At 34.2% G+C, this 17,789-nt stretch carries 19 protein-coding genes; 14 read left to right on the top strand and 5 right to left on the bottom strand.

Annotated features, from left to right (window positions below; translation table 11 throughout):
* Nucleotides 1-18: 18 nt before the first annotated feature.
* Together CSE_RS08020 and CSE_RS08015 are read right to left on the bottom strand one after the other, a co-directional pair.
* Nucleotides 19-576 (bottom strand): DUF5317 family protein, encoded by a 558-nt coding sequence (locus tag CSE_RS08020; protein ID WP_014453927.1) that lies wholly within the window; start codon nucleotides 574-576, stop codon nucleotides 19-21.
* Nucleotides 573-1,823 (bottom strand): HD-GYP domain-containing protein, encoded by a 1,251-nt coding sequence (locus tag CSE_RS08015; RefSeq protein WP_156785904.1) that lies wholly within the window; start codon nucleotides 1,821-1,823, stop codon nucleotides 573-575. Before CSE_RS08015 ends, CSE_RS08020 begins: the two co-directional genes overlap by 4 nt.
* A 914-nt stretch (nucleotides 1,824-2,737) precedes the next feature.
* Between CSE_RS08015 and CSE_RS06895 the strand changes: the two genes are divergently transcribed.
* From CSE_RS06895 to CSE_RS06855, 11 genes are all read left to right on the top strand, one after another.
* Nucleotides 2,738-4,723, top strand: a complete 1,986-nt coding sequence (locus CSE_RS06895; protein ID WP_014453925.1) for a DUF505 domain-containing protein — start codon at nucleotides 2,738-2,740, stop codon at nucleotides 4,721-4,723.
* A 100-nt stretch (nucleotides 4,724-4,823) separates the two neighbouring features.
* Nucleotides 4,824-7,571, top strand: a complete 2,748-nt coding sequence (locus tag CSE_RS06890) for a UPF0182 family membrane protein (protein ID WP_014453924.1) — start codon at nucleotides 4,824-4,826, stop codon at nucleotides 7,569-7,571.
* 12 nt (nucleotides 7,572-7,583) lie between these two features.
* Entirely contained in the window at nucleotides 7,584-8,657 is a 1,074-nt protein-coding gene (locus CSE_RS06885; RefSeq protein WP_014453923.1) for a mechanosensitive ion channel family protein, read from the top strand.
* A complete protein-coding gene (locus CSE_RS06880; RefSeq protein WP_014453922.1) occupies nucleotides 8,657-9,118 on the top strand; it encodes a flavodoxin family protein in 462 nt (153 codons plus the stop codon). The genes CSE_RS06885 and CSE_RS06880 overlap by 1 nt, the downstream gene beginning before the upstream one ends.
* 169 nt (nucleotides 9,119-9,287) lie before the next feature.
* Nucleotides 9,288-10,922 (top strand): IS200/IS605 family accessory protein TnpB-related protein, encoded by a 1,635-nt coding sequence (locus CSE_RS06875; protein WP_014453921.1) that lies wholly within the window; start codon nucleotides 9,288-9,290, stop codon nucleotides 10,920-10,922.
* 13 nt (nucleotides 10,923-10,935) lie between these two features.
* Nucleotides 10,936-11,523, top strand: a complete 588-nt coding sequence (locus tag CSE_RS06870; protein ID WP_014453920.1) for a DUF996 domain-containing protein — start codon at nucleotides 10,936-10,938, stop codon at nucleotides 11,521-11,523.
* Nucleotides 11,524-11,609: 86 nt separating this feature from the next.
* Complete coding sequence (locus tag CSE_RS06865) at nucleotides 11,610-12,182, top strand: DUF996 domain-containing protein (protein ID WP_014453919.1); 573 nt, start codon at nucleotides 11,610-11,612, stop codon at nucleotides 12,180-12,182.
* A 387-nt stretch (nucleotides 12,183-12,569) separates the two neighbouring features.
* Complete coding sequence (locus CSE_RS06860; protein ID WP_014453918.1) at nucleotides 12,570-12,863, top strand: ArsR/SmtB family transcription factor; 294 nt, start codon at nucleotides 12,570-12,572, stop codon at nucleotides 12,861-12,863.
* Nucleotides 12,864-12,865: 2 nt separating this feature from the next.
* The gene (locus CSE_RS08600; RefSeq protein WP_014453917.1) at nucleotides 12,866-12,994 is read left to right on the top strand and encodes a hypothetical protein; all 129 of its coding nucleotides are present in this window, start codon (nucleotides 12,866-12,868) and stop codon (nucleotides 12,992-12,994) included.
* Nucleotides 12,972-13,073 carry an NAD-binding protein gene (locus CSE_RS08325; protein ID WP_014453916.1) on the top strand — a complete coding sequence of 34 codons (102 nt, stop codon included), beginning with the start codon at nucleotides 12,972-12,974 and terminating at the stop codon, nucleotides 13,071-13,073. The genes CSE_RS08600 and CSE_RS08325 overlap by 23 nt, the downstream gene beginning before the upstream one ends.
* Nucleotides 13,074-13,196: 123 nt before the next feature.
* Nucleotides 13,197-13,355 (top strand): hypothetical protein, encoded by a 159-nt coding sequence (locus CSE_RS06855; RefSeq protein WP_231837263.1) that lies wholly within the window; start codon nucleotides 13,197-13,199, stop codon nucleotides 13,353-13,355.
* Here CSE_RS06855 and CSE_RS06850 read toward each other — a convergent pair.
* Nucleotides 13,352-14,302, bottom strand: coding sequence for a radical SAM protein (locus tag CSE_RS06850; protein WP_014453914.1), 951 nt, complete (start codon nucleotides 14,300-14,302; stop codon nucleotides 13,352-13,354). The two genes, CSE_RS06855 and CSE_RS06850, sit on opposite strands and share 4 nt — an antisense overlap.
* A gap of 216 nt (nucleotides 14,303-14,518) precedes the next feature.
* On the opposite strand from CSE_RS06850, the gene CSE_RS06845 reads away from it, so the two are divergent.
* The 3 genes from CSE_RS06845 (at nucleotide 14,519) to CSE_RS06835 (ending at nucleotide 15,749) form a co-directional block, all read left to right on the top strand.
* Nucleotides 14,519-14,800, top strand: a complete 282-nt coding sequence (locus CSE_RS06845) for a DUF5320 domain-containing protein (protein WP_014453913.1) — start codon at nucleotides 14,519-14,521, stop codon at nucleotides 14,798-14,800.
* Nucleotides 14,801-14,884: 84 nt separating this feature from the next.
* A complete protein-coding gene (locus CSE_RS06840) occupies nucleotides 14,885-15,376 on the top strand; it encodes a NifB/NifX family molybdenum-iron cluster-binding protein (RefSeq protein ID WP_014453912.1) in 492 nt (163 codons plus the stop codon).
* 67 nt (nucleotides 15,377-15,443) lie between these two features.
* A complete protein-coding gene (locus CSE_RS06835) occupies nucleotides 15,444-15,749 on the top strand; it encodes a hypothetical protein (RefSeq protein WP_014453911.1) in 306 nt (101 codons plus the stop codon).
* 923 nt (nucleotides 15,750-16,672) lie between these two features.
* On the opposite strand, the gene CSE_RS06825 is transcribed toward CSE_RS06835, so the two are convergent.
* Both CSE_RS06825 and CSE_RS06820 read right to left on the bottom strand, forming a co-directional pair.
* Nucleotides 16,673-16,864 carry a hypothetical protein gene (locus tag CSE_RS06825; protein WP_014453908.1) on the bottom strand — a complete coding sequence of 64 codons (192 nt, stop codon included), beginning with the start codon at nucleotides 16,862-16,864 and terminating at the stop codon, nucleotides 16,673-16,675.
* Between the two features lie 143 nt (nucleotides 16,865-17,007).
* Nucleotides 17,008-17,787, bottom strand: a complete 780-nt coding sequence (locus tag CSE_RS06820) for a DUF72 domain-containing protein (protein WP_014453907.1) — start codon at nucleotides 17,785-17,787, stop codon at nucleotides 17,008-17,010.
* Nucleotides 17,788-17,789: the final 2 nt, after the last annotated feature.

Raw genomic sequence — 17,789 nt, 5'->3', positions numbered from 1 at the left:
TAAGGGGCAGCTTCAAATTTATCCGGAGCGCCCCTTTTTCTTTTTGGTAAACTCGAATATGAAAATTATCAATCCCACAATAATTATTAAATCGCCAATACTGTAAACTCCTGATAGAATTGCTGGCTTTCCAATTGCAATAATATCTGTAAGAGGTCTTAACCTTGTTTGACTATTTCCAAGGATGCCATTGTAGAAGTGTCCGTATTGTTTTAGAAGTTCAATTTTTTCAAATTCTCCTGCAATTGTTAGTTTATCGATATATTGAGGCATGTATCCACCATTTGTAATTATTGCAAGGAAATTAAGTAGAAAACCAACAAGGATTATTTTCATCCCGTGATAGTTGAGGTTCAAAAGGACAAATGCAAGCAAGAATACAAGTGAGGCAATATAAAAATAAGGAGTAAGATATTCATATTCCGAAAATGCAAAATCGGAACTAAAAATACCAAGTTGAATTATGAAGCCAATTATAGCAAGATAAAATCCTCTTATGGAATTTTCAACAACACCTTCAAAGCCTCTATTTATTATTATCCCAAGAATTGCTGCAACAAGAACGAAAACTGTCATTGGGACTGTAGTATCGGGTACATTAACTTGAGAAGTTCTTCTCTCTTTTGGGATATCACTTTTATTGCAATTTCTACAAGATTTGGGTCAAACTGTGTTCCTGCACATGCCTTTAATTCTTTTAATCCTTCGTCAAAACTCTTAACTCTGTCACGGTAGTACCTTTGCGTTGTCATTGCATCAAATGAATCTGCAATTGCTATAATTCTTGAGCCAAGAGGAATTTCTTCTCCTTTAAGGTGATCAGGATATCCTGTTCCATCCCATTTTTCATGGTGATGTCTTATAATTACTGCCCCTTTTCTAAATAGTGATAATCGTGAAACAATTTTTTCTCCTTCGATTACGTGGAGATGTATTACTTCCATTTCATCATCGTTTGGATCTGACTTTTTGAGGATAAAGTCTGGGATTACAATTTTGCCAATATCGTGAAGCATTGCCGCAAGGACAATTTCATTTGTTTGTGATAATGGAAGTTGAAGTTCATTACAGATTGCCTCAGTTATTATTGCAACACGTTTCGTATGGTCAATTGTATCGGGTATTTTTTTATCAACAACTTCTGCTATTGCAAAAAGTGCGTTTTTGGTTTCTTGAATTATTACATATCTTCTTTGCAGGGCATAATATACAGCAATAAGCGATGGTAAAAGAAATGCGTTCATCAAAGGATTATATTTAAAGAAATACATGAGTACTATACCAAGTGGGTAAAGCGTTAAAACTTCTACTGCTATGAATTTTATGTTTTCCACATAAAAACTGAAAAGTGGCCTGTTTACGATAAAGGAAAGAAGGAGATAGAGGAAAAAAGACTCGAGAAAGAAATGAGTTGCTGCTCCAAATATTACTACTCCCAGGTTTTGAGGTGAAGTAAAAGGCAAAATTGGATTGTAAAATTTAGAAAAGAACAAGCTTGTAATTCCCGTTGCTGTCCCTATATTTGCGGTATTGAAAAGGATTTTATACCACTTCTTTTTTGTGATTATATCTGAAATAATAGTACCTAATACTACCACTATGATAGTAAGAGTTGGATTAAAGAGGAATGCCACAGTAAAAGTTATAGCTGTGGAAACGGATAGTTCTGAAACTTCGGTGCCAATTGGAATTATGACAGGATACTTATCCGAGAAAATTATCGATGCTAATAAGATGATTAAGAATACTATATCATTTTTAGTTAGGATAAATTTAAATTTATAAACAGAATAAGCAAGTGTAAATAAAAAAAATAAAAGCAAAAGAAAAACCAATAAATATATCCGCTTTTCTGTTTTCTTCACATTTAATATTATATATCTAAGTTATTTTTCTGTCAATTTTTAATAAATGAAACCCCTCCTTTCTAATGCCATTTCAAATCTGCTAATACTGTCAATGCTATAACCATTACGCTAAGAATGAATGCTAAAACTCTTGCTCCCCACTTCATGATCTTCTACCTCCTTTCTAATGCCATTTCAAATCTGCTAATACTGTCAATGCTATAACCATTACGCTAAGAATGAATGCTAAAACTCTTGCTCCCCACTTCATGATCTTCTACCTCCTTTCTAATGCCATTTCAAATCTGCTAATACTGTCAATGCTATAACCATTACGCTAAGAATGAATGCTAAAACTCTTGCTCCCCACTTCATGATCTTCTACCTCCTTTCTAATGCCATTTCAAATCTGCTAATACTGTCAATGCTATAACCATTACGCTAAGAATGAATGCTAAAACTCTTGCTCCCCACTTCATGATCTTCTACCTCCTTTCTAATGCCATTTCAAATCTGCTAATACTGTCAATGCTATAACCATTACGCTAAGAATGAATGCTAAAACTCTTGCTCCCCACTTCATGATCTTCTACCTCCTTTCTAATGCCATTTCAAATCTGCTAATACTGTCAATGCTATAACCATTACGCTAAGAATGAATGCTAAAACTCTTGCTCCCCACTTCATGATCTTCTACCTCCTTTCTAATTAATTTATTTATTCCACAAAAATTTTATGAACATTTTTGCATTTGTCAAGTGTTTTAGCGTAAAATATACATTTTAATGAACCGAGTTTGGAACTTTGTAAAAAGTATATTGACTCTGATGCATTGTCTCAATATAATATTGTTAGAAATATAAAAACTTATATTATGGGAGGTGGGGGCTATGGTAATTAAGAAGGAGCATGCGGTTATTCTTGAAAAGATATTGTTAAATGAAAATAAAGATCTGTTTGCAACTTATATGTCGCAACTCAATAGCGATACGGTAAGAGAACTTGATATTATGGGTCTTGTTCGTTTTGAAACGCCTATAAAATTAGTCTTAACATATACGGGCAAGGCACTTGCAAATGTCTTAAGAGAACTTTATTCTCTTGGACCGAAATCCAATTATGTGGAAGAATCTTATGGTTCTTCAAGTTTATTTATTATTGAAAAAAGAGGAATTTCTAAACCTGAGGAATGGGATCCAGATTTTAGATTCATTGGAAGCGAAATCATTGCGCTTCTTGATGCCGCAAATAAGGCTGGGCGTGTAGGTCCTCTTGGCATAGAGCCTCTCATGGAAAGAGGTCTTGCTGTAAAAGTTAGAGATGCTGAAACTAAGAAGGAGAGTTATATTTTAAGTGAACAAGGAAAAGCGATCCTCGACATATATACTGTTTCACCAAAGTTAATCATCGATTCAGACCTTGCAAATGTTATAAGAGGCTTACCAATAGGCCCTGCACGATCCTCTGAAATAAAATTATCGGTTCATAATTCACATCTTCTTGAATCAATGAGGCTCATTGCATATTCTGTTCTAAATGGAGAAATATTCGCTTTCACTGCATTAGGCCAAGCAGTAAAAAAGACTTTAATGCTTGGTGGTTTTGGAGAAGAAACAGTACTATCGGAAGACATTCTCAGAGCGATTGCTGATTGGTATGATGAAAAGAAAATAACGGATATTGCTCTTGAAACGTTGCAATCGCTTGGGTATGTTGGAACTGATGGAAACTTACTTCCTGCAGGAGAATGGGCATTGGAGGTTTATAGATTACTCAAAGATGGTCCAAGAAAGGAAGTTTGGTCTTTCGACATAGAGGAAGGTGAGATGATGGCACTTCGTGCGATAAAGTCGCTCTGGGAGAAGGCAAAGACAAATCCCAAAGATCGGCCTACCCTTGAGAATTTAAAGAAAGAGATGATTGGCAGGCGCATAAAACAGTATAAGGAACTCATTGAGCGTTATGGAAGGAAACTCAACGAGATGCCAAAGAAATATCAACAAATTGCAAAGGCTTTTGAAGATGCAAAAGACCTTTCAGCATGGTATGAAGGCTACTTTGATTTGAGGGCGGATTTGCACTCCATGGAAAGCTTTGACCTAATAAAGAGTACCGTTGACGAAGAAGGTGAGGAAGTCTTTGTGATAACCAAATGGGGAGAGAGTGTGCTTGAAAGGAATGTTGAAAGCGTAAGTTCCGACTCCGTTAAAGCAATTACCATCACAAGAAAAACATTCAGTTCCCCCAATATTGAGTGGGTTAAAAAGGCAGAGGAAGAAGGACTTATAGGTGCGAAAGAACCTACAAAAAATGGTTATTTCTTTGCAAATCTTGCAGAACACATTGAAAGACTTCCGCTTCTTACTAAATTTGAAAGAACTGTTTTCTCGCTTATCCCTGAGAAAGGTGCAATTGTTGATGAGGTTATTGAAAAGTTAAAAGACCAATTTGATGAAGGTAGAATTAGATTTGCCTTAGCAAAACTTGAAGCGCGACACCTCATTGAGATATTACCTGACGGGAACGTTATCGAAACCGAAGTAGGAAAACTCATGGATAAGGCTCTGTCGGGAGTTCCAACTGGGCTTGGATTTCCTGTTAACCCATTGCTTATAAGAGTTTTAAGAGCATTAAGAGAAGTCGGAACGCTTTATGTGAAGGAGCGTAAGGTAAGGATTCTTCCAAAAAACATAAAAGAAGCACTGAAGGCTTCAGGTCTTTCGAAAGAGGCCTTCCAAAATGCTCTTGAACTTGCAAGAGCTGCAGGATACATTGGTGAAACAAGTATAAACGAACAAGGTTTGCTATTGCTTGAAGCCGTCGACAAGATGAGTTCCAAAGCTGACCTTGTAAGTTACCACGAGATTCTGGATTGACCTGTATCGTAAGTTTTTTACCCGTAGCAAAGTTTTTTATGTTGCTACGGGCCTTTTTTGATTTAGGAGTTATTGGTATAATGAAAAAGAGGAGGACTAAATGGTTGGATTTATTGTTTTTATTCTTTATTTTATCTTTGCATTACCTTTGATAATAAAAGCATATAAACTTAAGACTAATACCCCGCCATTTCATCTTGTAAAAAGAGAAGTATTTATTCTTGTTTTGGGTGTCATAATTGTAACAATTTTTCTTTCATCGGTAAATTTTATTACGAATCTACTCTGGTTTAAGAGTGTTAATTATCAAAACGTATTTCTAAGAAGAATTTTCGTAAAAATAACTCTTTTCTTGATTGGATTTTCTATTTCATACTTACTGTATTTTGTTTCTTTTTACGTTCCTAAAAGACACGAAGAGCTCGAAGTTGGGGAACGAATTATTAATGTTTCAAGGTTTGTAGTGCCTCTTATTCTTGCCTTTTTTACGGGAAGTGCAACATCTGCCCAATTTGAGCAAGTTTTGATGTTCATTAATAGAACCCCATCAAATATTTTTGACCCTGTTTTCCATAGAGATGTGAGTTTTTATCTTTTTACATATCCATTCTTGAATGGAATTGTATCAACACTTCTTTCTATCTTTGTAATTGCGTTTTTGGTTGAAGAAATTGTTTACCTTATGTATATACGTCCGAATTTTTCAAAGATTTCAAGGATAAATCTACATGCAACAAATCTTTTGTCTATACTTGCAGCCTTAATACTTTTTTCTGTGTCTCTTAAGATCTATTTGAGCGTATATTCTCTATTGTTTCGAAAAGGTGGTGCAGTATTTGGAATTGGATATACAGACTTCTATGTTCGTATACCTATATTTAGGATTATTGCACTTCTTTTGTTTGTAGCAGGCTTAATATTAATAATCTATGCGATAATTCCTCGATTCACCGCAAGAGGACCTGTTTTCAGGATTCTTTTAATAAGTGCTATTGTCGTGGTTGTCTTTTATATCACAGTGCCAAATATTTTTCAAGCGCTTGTGGTTCGTCCCACGGAGCTCCAACGAGAGAAATCATTCCTCACTTACAACATTAATGGGACTCTTCAAGGATTTGGTCTTGATAAGGTAAATATAACAGAAATAAAAGACTTAAATCCAATTACAAAAGATCTTCTTTCTAAAAATCAAACGATAGTTAATAACTTTAGGTTTTGGGATTGGCGAGCCTTAAAAGATACATATCAACAGATCCAATCTATAAGGCTTTACTATACATTTAATGATGTTGATGTTGACAGATATATTCTTAATAATGAATTAAGAGAAGTGCTCGTCTCTGCAAGAGAGTTAGACCAAGGACTTTTACCTGAAACATCCAAGACATGGGTTAATTTACATCTCAAATTTACCCACGGTTATGGTATATGTATGAATACTGTAAATGAATTTACCCAAGAAGGTCTTCCGGATCTTCTTGTAAAGGATATACCACCTATTTCAACTGTGCCAGAACTCCAAGTTATACGACCAGAGATCTATTTTGGCGAACTGACAAATGACTATATCATTGTAAATACAGGAACAGATGAGTTTGACTATCCTAAAGGTGAAGAGAATGTTTATTCAAAATACAAAGAAAACCGAGGTATTAGATTGACACCTTTCAATAGGTTTCTCTACACGATTAGTTTTAACGATATAAACTTCATTTTCTCACGATATATAAATTCGAATAGCAAACTTCTATATATAAGGAACATAAAGGATAGAGTTTCAAAAATTGCACCATATCTTAAATTTGATAGTGATCCATACATTGTGCTTGGAAATAATGGGAAACTTTACTGGGTAATTGATGCATATACTGTTTCTAATTTTTATCCCTATTCTGAGCCCGTCTATGTTTATAATGAAAATGTTAACTACATAAGAAATTCAGTAAAATGCGTCATTGATGCTTATACTGGAGATGTAACTTTCTATATCGTTGATAATAGCGATCCAATTGCGAAGACTCTTTCAAAGGCGTTCCCAACACTTTTGCATAGCTTTAGTGAAATGCCTGAATTTTTGAAGAATCATATGCGCTATCCAGATGACCTAATGAAAATCCAGGGCTATGTTTATCTTACATACCATATGGCTGATCCAGAAGTTTTCTACAACAAAGAAGACGCATGGGATATTGCAAAAGAAAAGTATTATTCACAAACACAGGACGTAATTCCGTATTTTGCAATTGTTAAAGATTCAAGCGGAAAATACACGTTTGCAAGCTTATATGCTTTTACACCACTAAACAAAAGTAACCTTGTTGCCCTTATGATTGCTGACTGTTCAAAGGATAATTTCGGGAAAATAAATCTTTTAAGATTTCCCAAAGATAGGCTTGTCTATGGGCCGCTTCAAATTGAAGCGCGTATTGATCAAGATTCGGAAATATCAAAGGTTCTTACTTTATGGAATCAACAGGGATCTGAGGTAATAAGAGGAAATCTCCTCGTAATACCCATTGATACTTCAATTATATATTTTGAACCTATTTACTTGCAGGCAAACACTGCAAAATTCCCACAAATAAAAAAGATTGTTCTTTCAACACAGGATAAACTTGTTTGGGGTGATACTTTTGAGGATTCATTAAACTTGCTCTTCGGAGAGGTACAAAATGTGCCACAGACTCCGCAAACACAAAATATAAAAGAACTTGTTGACCTTGCGAAAACGCACTTTGAAAATTACAAAAAATATGTTGCAAGTGGTGACTATGCAAAGGCCGGCGAAGAACTTAAAGCTGTTGAGGACCTCATACAACAGATCGAGAATCTAAGCAAAAATCCTTGAGGAGTGATATGCATGAGGCTTATTGATAAAATACTAACAACTGAGATTTTCGGAAACACAATTCTAAGATATTTGGTTAGTCTCTTAATTTTTACTATTCTTTTTCTTGCTATTTGCCTTGCAGAAAAGATCCTTAAAAGAATCATCGATAAAATCAAGGATAAGAAAGACAATTTTGGTATTAGACTTACGCAATTTCTATTTAGAAGGTTAGGGCCAATTTTATACGTATTTGCCTTTCTTATAAGTCTTGAACAGCTCAATCTACAGGACTTTAGAAGCATTTTACACTCTCTTGAACGAGGGCTTATTGCGATTGCTATAATTTACGTTCTTGTTGCGATTATCGATTTTGTTTATTCTGAAATTTTAACAACATCTACCCTTGGGGAAGACCAGAAAAAGGCAATGCAAGTCCTAATGATCTCAATAAAAGTTATAATTGTGTTACTTGGGATAATTTTCATAATAAAGAATTTCATACCTACATTTGATATTACATCACTACTTACAACATTTGGAATTGGTGGCGTCATTATTGGGCTTGGCCTACAGAGAATCATTCAAGATGTTTTGAATTATTTTGCAATTATTTTTGATAAGCCTTTTGTTGAAGGGGAGTACATTGTTACAGGCGATGTGCAGGGCACTGTTAGTAAAATTAATTTGAGAAGTACAAGGCTTATAAGCCTATCGGGCGAAGAGGTAAATATCCCCAATTCTGTTATAACATCGCAGGTTATTAGAAATTGGTCTCGTTTGTCGACAAGAAGGATTCAAGTAAACATTGGTATTGCGTATGAAACAGAAAAGGAAAAACTTGAAAAAATGTCTGAGATTTTAAAACGCGCTGTTGAAAGCGTTGAAAAAACGGTTTTTGCATTTGCAAGATTTTCAAGTTTCGGGTCTTACAGTTTGATTTTTACACTTGCTTATTACATAAATGAAACTGATTACAACAAGTTTATGGAACTACAGGAAAAGGTGAATATTGCCATATTTGATATTTTGAAAAAAGAGGGTATAGAAATTGTCTATCCAATACAAGTTGTTCGTGTAGAAGAAATGAATAATAAGGGGGCTTAATGAATGAAATTGCAGTGTATTTTTCAGGGACAGGGAAAAACAAGTTGTTAGGGGAAGCGATCAAAGAAATACGGGATTGCAAAATTTTGGAGATTAAAGACAATTTGAAGAGAAATTTCTTTAGAGATGCTTTCTACACAATTATTGGAAAAGTGGTTGACATTGAGCCTTCAACTTTTGATTTTGATGAGTTTGAAAAAGTTTTTATCTTGACACCTATCTGGGCTTCCAATATTCCATTTCCAATGAGGAGTTTTATTGTTAAAAATAGAAACGCGCTTATTAATAAAGAGATTATATTTGTTTCATCGTCTGGATTTGGAGAAAGAAACAAATCTGTGCTTACCAAATTGAACGAAATTCTTGGAAGTGTTGTTGAAAAGGCATTATTTGTTAAGGAAGCAGATGTAAATTCTGGAAAATATAGAGAGTTACTTGAAAAATTTTTAAACGAGTTATAATATAATAATCTTTTAAAAGGAGGTAAAAAACAGTTGACAAAAAGTATACAAAATTATTTGCTGTTAAATATGGAGAATAGAAAGCTACTAACTATGCAAAACTTAAAAGAAATTTATGGGATAAGTAAAGGGACTATTTTAAGTTTGGAAAGAAAAGGAGTAACCATTCATGATAACCTTGCAGTGTGAGTTAGAACTCTCTAAAACAGATAAAGAATTACTCTTGAAACTAATGAGAAAATTCTCATCATGTATGAGATATGCATATAAGAGATTGTTAGAAGGCAAAGTTAGAAAAGACCTTAAAAAAGAATTACAACCCATATTTAACATAAACTCAAGATATGTAGATGATGCCATAATGAAAGCCCAAAGTGTCATAAACTCATACAAGGAGTTAAACAAAAATCCTACAAAAGTTATATTCGGTGGCAGAAAACTATTTAACCAGTTAAAAAGTAAACACTTAACAGGTAAAAGATATAAAGAACTAAAAAGAGAATGGAAAGAAAAAAGATTACTTCTATACTCAAGAGGAGACAAAACAAAATCAGGAAACCTAAACATAAGACTAATAAAAGAAAACGATAATTGGTATTTAAGAATAAACACAGATAATAGACAATGGATAAAAGCAAAAATAATAAGAAAAGTAAAAAGAGGAACAGACAAATGGATAGACTTCATATGGAGACTAACAGAGGCAGAATTAACAAACAACTACTTTCCATATTCAGTTGAAATAAAACAAAAAAACGGAAAAATATACGCAAACATCAGTTATGAAGAAATTATACCAGAAATTAAATACACAAAAGAAAACGGTATTGTAGGCTTAGACATAAATGCATCACCAATTCACATAGCATTAGCCAATGTAAGTATAGATGGAAATCTAATAAGATATAAACCAATAAGTCTACATGAATTAATAGGAAAAACTAAGAACCAAAGAGAATATCTTTTGTGGCAAATAGCCTATAAGGTCATAAACTATGCAAAAGAAAATGAAAAAGCTATTGCAATAGAAAGATTAGAAGGTATAAACAAAGGTTACAGAGGCGATGGAAAACCAAAACTAAGAAAAAGATTTGAGCATTGGTCTTACAAATCACTCCTAACCAAAATTAAAATATTAGGACAAAGAAATGGTATGCAGGTAATTGAAGTAAATCCAGCCTATACAAGCATAATAGGAGCATACAAATACTGTCCTCAGTATTTAATAGATAAAGATATAGCAGGAGCATATGTTATAGGTAGAAGAGGATTAGGCTATAAAGATGATATACCAGAAAACTACTTAAAACTATTATCAAATAAAGAATATTTAGAATACTCCATAGCCAAATTAGAAGAGAAAAAAGAAGAACTAAAGGAACTTTTAAAGAATGAGAAAAACATCTATAAAAGAAAACCAATAAAGCAAGAAGTAAGTAAAATTAATAAAGATATTAAGTTGTTAAAACTTAATATACAAAACCTTAATAGTAACCCAAAGACTCAAAAACAGGTAAACCAAAGGAAGGAACCTGTGAGAGATGAATACTTTAAGTATTCATACAAACTTTGGAGAGTTGTTAAGGCAGCCTTTGGTATTCCTATTCTTGGTAAATCCTTTGTAAGGGACTTCTCTCCGTTAAAAACACTCTTAACGGATTGGGATAGGATACCAAGAAGGTTAGTTCCTGTGCTTGGTGCAGGGACTATGGTTAGCCAAATTCCGCCTGTAGGCTATATGGCTAACCTGAATTGGCGGACTAAAAGTAGGCCTACCAAAAGTGTAAGTTTTATACACTTTTGAGGACCAGGTTGAAATGGAGAAAGTAGAATTAAGAAATGCAAAACTTATGGGTGGAATTGGCGCAATTTTGCCACTAATAGGATCACTTTTTGTTAGACGTGGCTACGGCCTCTCATTTATTTTAGGTGTTGCATCCATTATCCTAATTCTTATGGCACTAAATGAAATTTCCAAGAAAGTCCAAAATCCTGATATCTTTTCAAATTACTTAACTGGTTTCATATTACAACTTATAAATTACTTTGTGATGTTAATTTTTGTTGTCGTGGGAGGCCTTGCACTCATTTTTAGTTTTGGCACAGGCTTTATGGGAGGTTTAAGAGGCCTTGGATTTAGGGCAATTTTGCTTTTACTTGTAATTTACGGGCTTCTCATAGCGTCCAACTATTTTGTTAAGAAAAGCTTTGATGCAGTCGGCGATAGTTTGTCTAATCAACATTTTAAGACGGCAGGAATGCTACTTTTTATCGGTGCAATTCTTACAATTGTTTTTGGTATTGGCTTAATTATTGTCCTTATTGGTGAAATTTTTGAGATAATAGGTTTCTTTACACTTCCGGACGAAATAGGAGGAGATGTCTCAAAAGAACCGCAAGGGTAAAAACAAAGGAATTTGAAGGTCTTCTTTGAACTTGTAAAAAAATTTTAAAAGATTTAAAAGACAGATAACGTAAAAGGAGGGTTAAAATGGAAGAAATTGATATTAAAAAAGAAAAGATCATCGCTTTGATTGCCTTGATTTTGCCTTTTCTAAATTCAATTGTATTAAGCATTACTAATCGCAGTGGAATTCGGATTATCTTAGCGAATCCCTTTGGAGACTTTTCTTCTTTTATAGTACTATTACTTCTTCTTTTATCTCTATATCTAATTTCAAAAAAGGTTAGCAATATTGAAATTTTTAGGAATTATCTCAAAGCTTTTACAATTCAAATTGCATTTTTGGTTGTAGTCCTTGCATTATTTTTAACACACGGAACATTAGAAAACATGCCAAAAAGTCTTATTGTGATGATTTTAGTTTTACTTTATTTTTCAGCAATTTTCTCAACTTACTATATGAAGAAAAGTTTCGAGTTAATCGGAAATGAGTTTTCAAATGATTACATCAAAAAGGGAGGAGATCAACTCTTCTGGGGTGTAATATTGACAATAATTTTAATTGGAATTATTGTTGCCTTTGTTGGATGGATAAATATAATAATTGGTTTCTTCCGCCTACCTGATAAAATACAAAGGGAGGTAACTGTTACACAATAGTAGTTCTCCCACATTTTAAAAAGATACACTTCTTTAATTGGAGGGGACTTGCAATTCTCCCCCTCTAACTCCCCCTAAAAGGCGAAGATTTCTCACTGCGTTCGCAATGACAAACTACTATTTTTCGGGTGGAGTTGGAGGAGGGTGTCCTAATTTAGAGGGGGATTAATAATTCTCCCCCTCTAACTCCCCCTTAAAGGCGGAGATTTCTCACATTCGTTCGGGGTGACTTCAATTAGAAAGGGGTACATCTCCTTTCAATCATTTAAAGGGAGACTTGCGATTCTCCTTTTAATTTCTTCTCTAACATCGTGGATTTCAAAAACAAAATCACCACTACAACATTTGGACATATTCAAATATGCTTATATAATCACGGAGACGAAAGTGGTTGAGAAAATTGATATTGAGAAATTATCGAGATTCTTCAAAGGTCTATTGGATCCAACTCGTCTAAAGATGATAATACTTCTCATGGATAAAGGTGAAATGTGTGTGAATAAAATTGTCAAAGCACTTAATATAAGAGAGCTAGCAGTATCTCAACAATTACAGATTCTCATAGATTCTGGCATTGCACGAAAGAGAAAAGAAGGTCAATTCGTTAGATATTTTATTTCGAATGATTTTATAAGGAAATTAATCGAAAGCACGGAAGAGTACTTGACAGGAGGTAATTAATTATGCGTTATCTACTTATAAACGACATTAGAAACAAAAATTGCATTAAGTATAACGATGTTTTGAGTGGTTCAATTAAAATCGAGAATAAGAAGGTAGTTGTAGGCGGTGGGGGGACTTGTTGGCTGTGAAACTGCTCTTTATCTTGCATCTTATGGGAATGAAGTTACAATTCTTGAAATGCTTCCCGAGATTGCAACAGGAATGTAAACACTAAGCAGAAACTATCTTTTAAGAGAACTTTCAGAGCACAAAGTAAGATATTTTGTTAATGCCCCTGTTAGAGAAATAAAAGAAGATGCCGTGATTTTTGGTGATGGGCAATCTGTGGAGATGGATTACTTTGTTATTGCCTTTGGAAGTATTAGTGATCATAAATTGTATGAAACGATACGAAATAAACACGAAACCTATTTGATAGGAGATGTTGTAAAAACGGGGAAAATTATTGATGCGGTTTCCGAAGGCTATGCGATAGGAAGAATAGTCTAAAGTTTTCTTAAGTAGTATCTGTGCCCTTGATACTCAATTCTCTTAATGAGTCCTTTTTTAATAAGTCTTTCAATTACTTCAAAACTTCCCCTATCTTTCTTGATAAGTTTAAGCGCTGCCTCTTCTCTCATGGGGTGTACTGCTGTGATACTGAGGATATCACTTTCAAGGTTTCCTGAAGATGCAAACTCGTTTCCTTCGTATCCTATAAGGTGTTCAACTCTTCCGTTTAATTTGCTTTCAAAAACCGCAAATGCAACATTCAAGGTTTCTTCTGTTGGCACCTTTACCCAACTTTCTTGAGGCGGACGTGTTGGAATTGAGATATATGCTTTGTTAAGATTTTTAATAGTTGACAAATAATTTGCAAGGCGATCAAATTCATCGCCATAATCAATATCGCTTATAATCATCGTTTCGGTTATAAGAGTGCCTTTGAAGGATTCGCTAAAAGTTTTTATTCCCTCAAGTATTTTTTCCAATTCAATTCCCTTAAAGGGTCTATTTATTTTTCTAAAAATCTCTTCCGATATTGCATCTACTTTAAAAGAAACAAGATCAAAATTCAGAAGGTCATTTTGTACTGTTGGATCATAAATCAAACTTGAATTTGTGATGATTGCAACTCTAATGCCAAGAGTTTTGATGAGGTTTACCTCTTTCCCTAAATTTTTGTCGAGTGTTGGCTCACCATCTGGAACAAAAGTTATATAGTCAATTTTCTCTCCTCTTGATAAAACGTCTTGAACCTTTGTTTTTACGGTTTTAAAAACAATCTCCGGATCGTAAAACGCCTGTCGTGTTGTTGTCATCTTGAAATTTCTACCAATTTGACAATAGACGCACGAGTATGAGCAAATCTTCCCCGGGATGTTATTTACTCCGAGGCTTCTTCCAAGTCTTCTTGAAGGTACTGGCCCAAATGCAATTTGTTGTATGTTTTCCATTATATGCCTCCTTATAATTATATCCCAAAATATAGATTGTTTCTAATTTAAACTACTTGTTATAGATTTTTTAAAAACTTTCACATACCCCCTTGACAAAAATAAAAATGCATATATAATCTATATGTAAAAAATATATAGGTATTGTGATAAGATAGATGAGAGGAAAGTTTGTTGATAAATTTTAAGAATTTTTAAGAGAGGAGGTGAATTAAAATGTTCTATCCTTACAGAAGATTTGGTTATGGCCTGGGATGTTTCAAAGGTTTTGCACCTTTCCACAAGTGGCACAGAGGATTTGGTTACGGTTTTGGACCCTATCACATTGATGACAAAGAGCGCCTTGAATTTGCAAAGAAAGAGCTTGAACTCAAGTTAGAGTATGTTTCTAAAGAACTTGCAGTACATCCAGATGATCCTGATCTTAATTTTGAAAAACGTGAACTTGAAAACAGAATCTCTTACATTAACGATTTACTTACAAAGCTTTTGAAGTGATAGAAAGACCCCTGGCATCTTCTGAGGTGCCAGGGGAGATTTTTCAAAAAAATTGTTTAAAAAATTTCTTAAGGAGGTAAAAAAATGAGAATTTGCTTTACAAGCGATGAAGCAAAAGGACTTGATAGTACGATGAGTTATCACTTTGGGCAATGTCCATATTACGTGATTATTGATGTAGTTGATAGTGTCGTGAAGAATGTGGAATCTATTCCAAACCCATTTGCGAATGAGCACAACGCTTATGATTTACCAAATTTCATGAGGCAGAAAGGTGTTGATGTAATTATTGTAGGCAGGATGGGACCAAAGGCACAGACATTCTTCAAAGATTATGGAATAACCCCTGTTGTTGGTGCTTACGGAAAGGTAAAAGATGTCCTTGAGGAGTACCTTCATGGAGAAGTAAAAATTACAACAAGTGAGGAAGAATACCCCCAAGAAGAAAATGAAGAAGTTTCTGAAGGAGATTTATCCACAGAAGTTGACAGGATGAAAAAGGACATTGCAGCACTAAGAAAAGAAATTGCCGATTTAAAATCAATTCTTATTGAGATAAGTAAAAAGATTAAATAAGAGGCGATAAGAGTGAATACCAACATACTTGAAGGACTCATTTTACTTATACTTGTGTTTGTTCTTTATGCCATTTACTTTTTTAAATAATATGGCAGTTGTTTTTACGAGCACTGGCAAGAATAACGGCACTGCAATTGCTATTGCAACAATGGCATTCTCACCAATGGTTGCAATCCCCGCTGCAACAATGCCTATTTTTCAAATCATATTCCTTGTATCGTATTTAAAGGCTAAAGACTGGGTTAAAGAATACTTTAATCGAAAAGGAACCTCATATATTGAGAGAGGAAAACCCGTGAAAGATCTTAACTATGTCACCAAGCAAACTTATAAGCCTGAGCCCGTCGAAAACGATATTTATGATAAGTAGTATTGATAATAAGTAGATTCCCCCTGGGCTTATCTTATTTAGAAACCCAGGGGGTTAAAGACATGAATTTCCACAATTTTCCGTAAATTATAGAAAGGAGGGTAAAATGAATGAAGAGTGTGCGAAGAAGTTATTTGCAGGACCAATAACGACTGACATGCTAACAGATTGTGCTATTCGAATACTAAAGCATGTTGAAATGATCGACATGGACAAAAAAATCATGCTTAGGTACATCACTTATTGCTTTTCTTGCTTTTTCTAAAAATCCACTGGTATTTGCAGGGTTAGTCGTTGTTTATTTCATATTTTTTTGCGGCATGGGAGGGTCATCAATTTCTTTTTTTCTCACAAACTTTTGCTATATCCTATCCAGATTACAGAACCGAAGACTTGTCTTCTTTGCACCTTTTTACCTGTGGAGTGCGTGGTATTTATGCGCCGTTTTTGGGTGCATTGATAGTCTCTGCAATTAGCGTTAAGGCCAATTTTGTTTTTGCGATTTTCATTATAATGATTGCACTATTCTTACTCCTTACGAAAGGAAGGGATATTTTTTCATCATAATTATAATATTGACTTCCTTTTAAGGCCTTGTTTTTACTCTTTTACATCCTTGAAAAATTTGTAATAAAGCAAAATATTAATGCTCATAACAATGCCATAGGCGTAGAAAGGCAAGCCTACATCTTGTAAATTAGACAGTAATCCGAAAATAATGTGCCAAGCGATGATGAGGCAAGCCTTGTAACCTGATTTACTCCAAGTGCCCTTCCCACTTCATCAGTTCAACAAGATAGGTCATCGCCGACTATTGCACTGAGAGCACCATGACTCTCGGCGTAGACATCGAGAGAGGTATATAAATAAAGATACTTTACAACAAGCATCGCAAAGGAAGCAATAATACCGCTTCCACTCTTCTACTTGATGTTGAACTTGTTTCTGATACCAAGCATTGCCCCAATAAAAAGTACAAATAGATTATTTGAAGCGTAAATAAGAATTGCACTTATTGGGAGAAGTATTGCTGAAAAAATTAGTGTTGCTTTTTTGCTATAGATATCGGCAAGAAAGCCATATAATAGTCCAAAAACCCAGTTGTAATCGTTCAAGCAATATAAATCAAACCAAAAATGCAATTGCAATCATTCCTGCAAGACTTCCTAAAACCTCCAAAAAAGGTTATTAATGTGAGACATCTTTTTAGTTTATATAAAAAGATTTTTAATCATTTTATGGGTATTGTCAATACGGTTTAATCAACCATTTCTTTGAACCTGAACGCATTCTTTCCTGCTTTTCCAAGGAAGCAGTTATTGAAAAACCCTGCTTTGATTGAGTATGGAATGCTTTCCATTGCATCCTTAAATGCTTTTAGTTCTTCATCCGAATAAAAATAGTCGTATCGTGTTTTTTCATCTGCCTCATACCAATTTTTATTTCTTCCGTGAAATCTTGCATAGAGCATTTCTTGTTTTCGCCCTTTTAAAATTTCAATCCAATCTGAGAATTTTGGAAGGTGGGGGAGGTTTGGAAGGTCAGGAACAACAAAATTAAAATCGTTGTTTGTGCGTGCAAAACTATTCCAAGAATCGTGCCTTACCTCAATAAAGAGGAAATTCGAATAAGTGAATGCATCATGCAATTTATATAGATACAAGATATTTTCTTCAGTATTCTTAAATGAGTATGGAAATTGCGCAAGAAACGCAAGCAATTTTCCCTCGTTTATAAATACCTTTGAAACTTCAAGGAATTTCCACAAATCGTTAAGTGTTTGCTCATGTGTTATCGACGCATGTACTTTTACAGCAAATTTAAAATAATGAGGTGCTTTATTTACAAGACGCTCAACCGATTTAATACCTGGAATTGCATAGAAAGTTGAATTTAATTCGACAGTATTAAACCCATAGTTTTTGATGTAGTAATCAAATAATTTGCTTTTGCTTATCCCTGGAGGATAAAATGTGCCAATCCAATCATCAAATTGGAACCCGCTTGTCCCTATATACCACTCAACACTATTTTTCATTT

Origin of the sequence: Caldisericum exile AZM16c01 (genome assembly GCF_000284335.1) — a bacterium.
Classification (GTDB): domain Bacteria; phylum Caldisericota; class Caldisericia; order Caldisericales; family Caldisericaceae; genus Caldisericum; species Caldisericum exile.
Note: the sequence above shows the minus strand (reverse complement) of the source record. Positions and strands in the feature narration are given on the sequence as shown.

What these genes read in the sequence shown, in the direction of transcription:
- CSE_RS08020 (WP_014453927.1), bottom strand. Translation starts at nt 576, where the DNA reads ATGACAGTTTTCGTTCTTGTTGCAGCAATTCTTGGGATAATAATAAAT.
- CSE_RS06895 (WP_014453925.1), top strand. Translation starts at nt 2,738, where the DNA reads ATGGTAATTAAGAAGGAGCATGCGGTTATTCTTGAAAAGATATTGTTA.
- CSE_RS06890 (WP_014453924.1), top strand. Translation starts at nt 4,824, where the DNA reads ATGGTTGGATTTATTGTTTTTATTCTTTATTTTATCTTTGCATTACCT.
- CSE_RS06885 (WP_014453923.1), top strand. Translation starts at nt 7,584, where the DNA reads ATGAGGCTTATTGATAAAATACTAACAACTGAGATTTTCGGAAACACA.
- CSE_RS06880 (WP_014453922.1), top strand. Translation starts at nt 8,657, where the DNA reads ATGAATGAAATTGCAGTGTATTTTTCAGGGACAGGGAAAAACAAGTTG.
- CSE_RS06875 (WP_014453921.1), top strand. Translation starts at nt 9,288, where the DNA reads ATGATAACCTTGCAGTGTGAGTTAGAACTCTCTAAAACAGATAAAGAA.
- CSE_RS06870 (WP_014453920.1), top strand. Translation starts at nt 10,936, where the DNA reads ATGGAGAAAGTAGAATTAAGAAATGCAAAACTTATGGGTGGAATTGGC.
- CSE_RS06865 (WP_014453919.1), top strand. Translation starts at nt 11,610, where the DNA reads ATGGAAGAAATTGATATTAAAAAAGAAAAGATCATCGCTTTGATTGCC.
- CSE_RS08600 (WP_014453917.1), top strand. Translation starts at nt 12,866, where the DNA reads ATGCGTTATCTACTTATAAACGACATTAGAAACAAAAATTGCATTAAG.
- CSE_RS06855 (WP_231837263.1), top strand. Translation starts at nt 13,197, where the DNA reads ATGGATTACTTTGTTATTGCCTTTGGAAGTATTAGTGATCATAAATTG.
- CSE_RS06850 (WP_014453914.1), bottom strand. Translation starts at nt 14,302, where the DNA reads ATGGAAAACATACAACAAATTGCATTTGGGCCAGTACCTTCAAGAAGA.
- CSE_RS06845 (WP_014453913.1), top strand. Translation starts at nt 14,519, where the DNA reads ATGTTCTATCCTTACAGAAGATTTGGTTATGGCCTGGGATGTTTCAAA.
- CSE_RS06840 (WP_014453912.1), top strand. Translation starts at nt 14,885, where the DNA reads ATGAGAATTTGCTTTACAAGCGATGAAGCAAAAGGACTTGATAGTACG.
- CSE_RS06835 (WP_014453911.1), top strand. Translation starts at nt 15,444, where the DNA reads ATGCCATTTACTTTTTTAAATAATATGGCAGTTGTTTTTACGAGCACT.
- CSE_RS06820 (WP_014453907.1), bottom strand. Translation starts at nt 17,787, where the DNA reads ATGAAAAATAGTGTTGAGTGGTATATAGGGACAAGCGGGTTCCAATTT.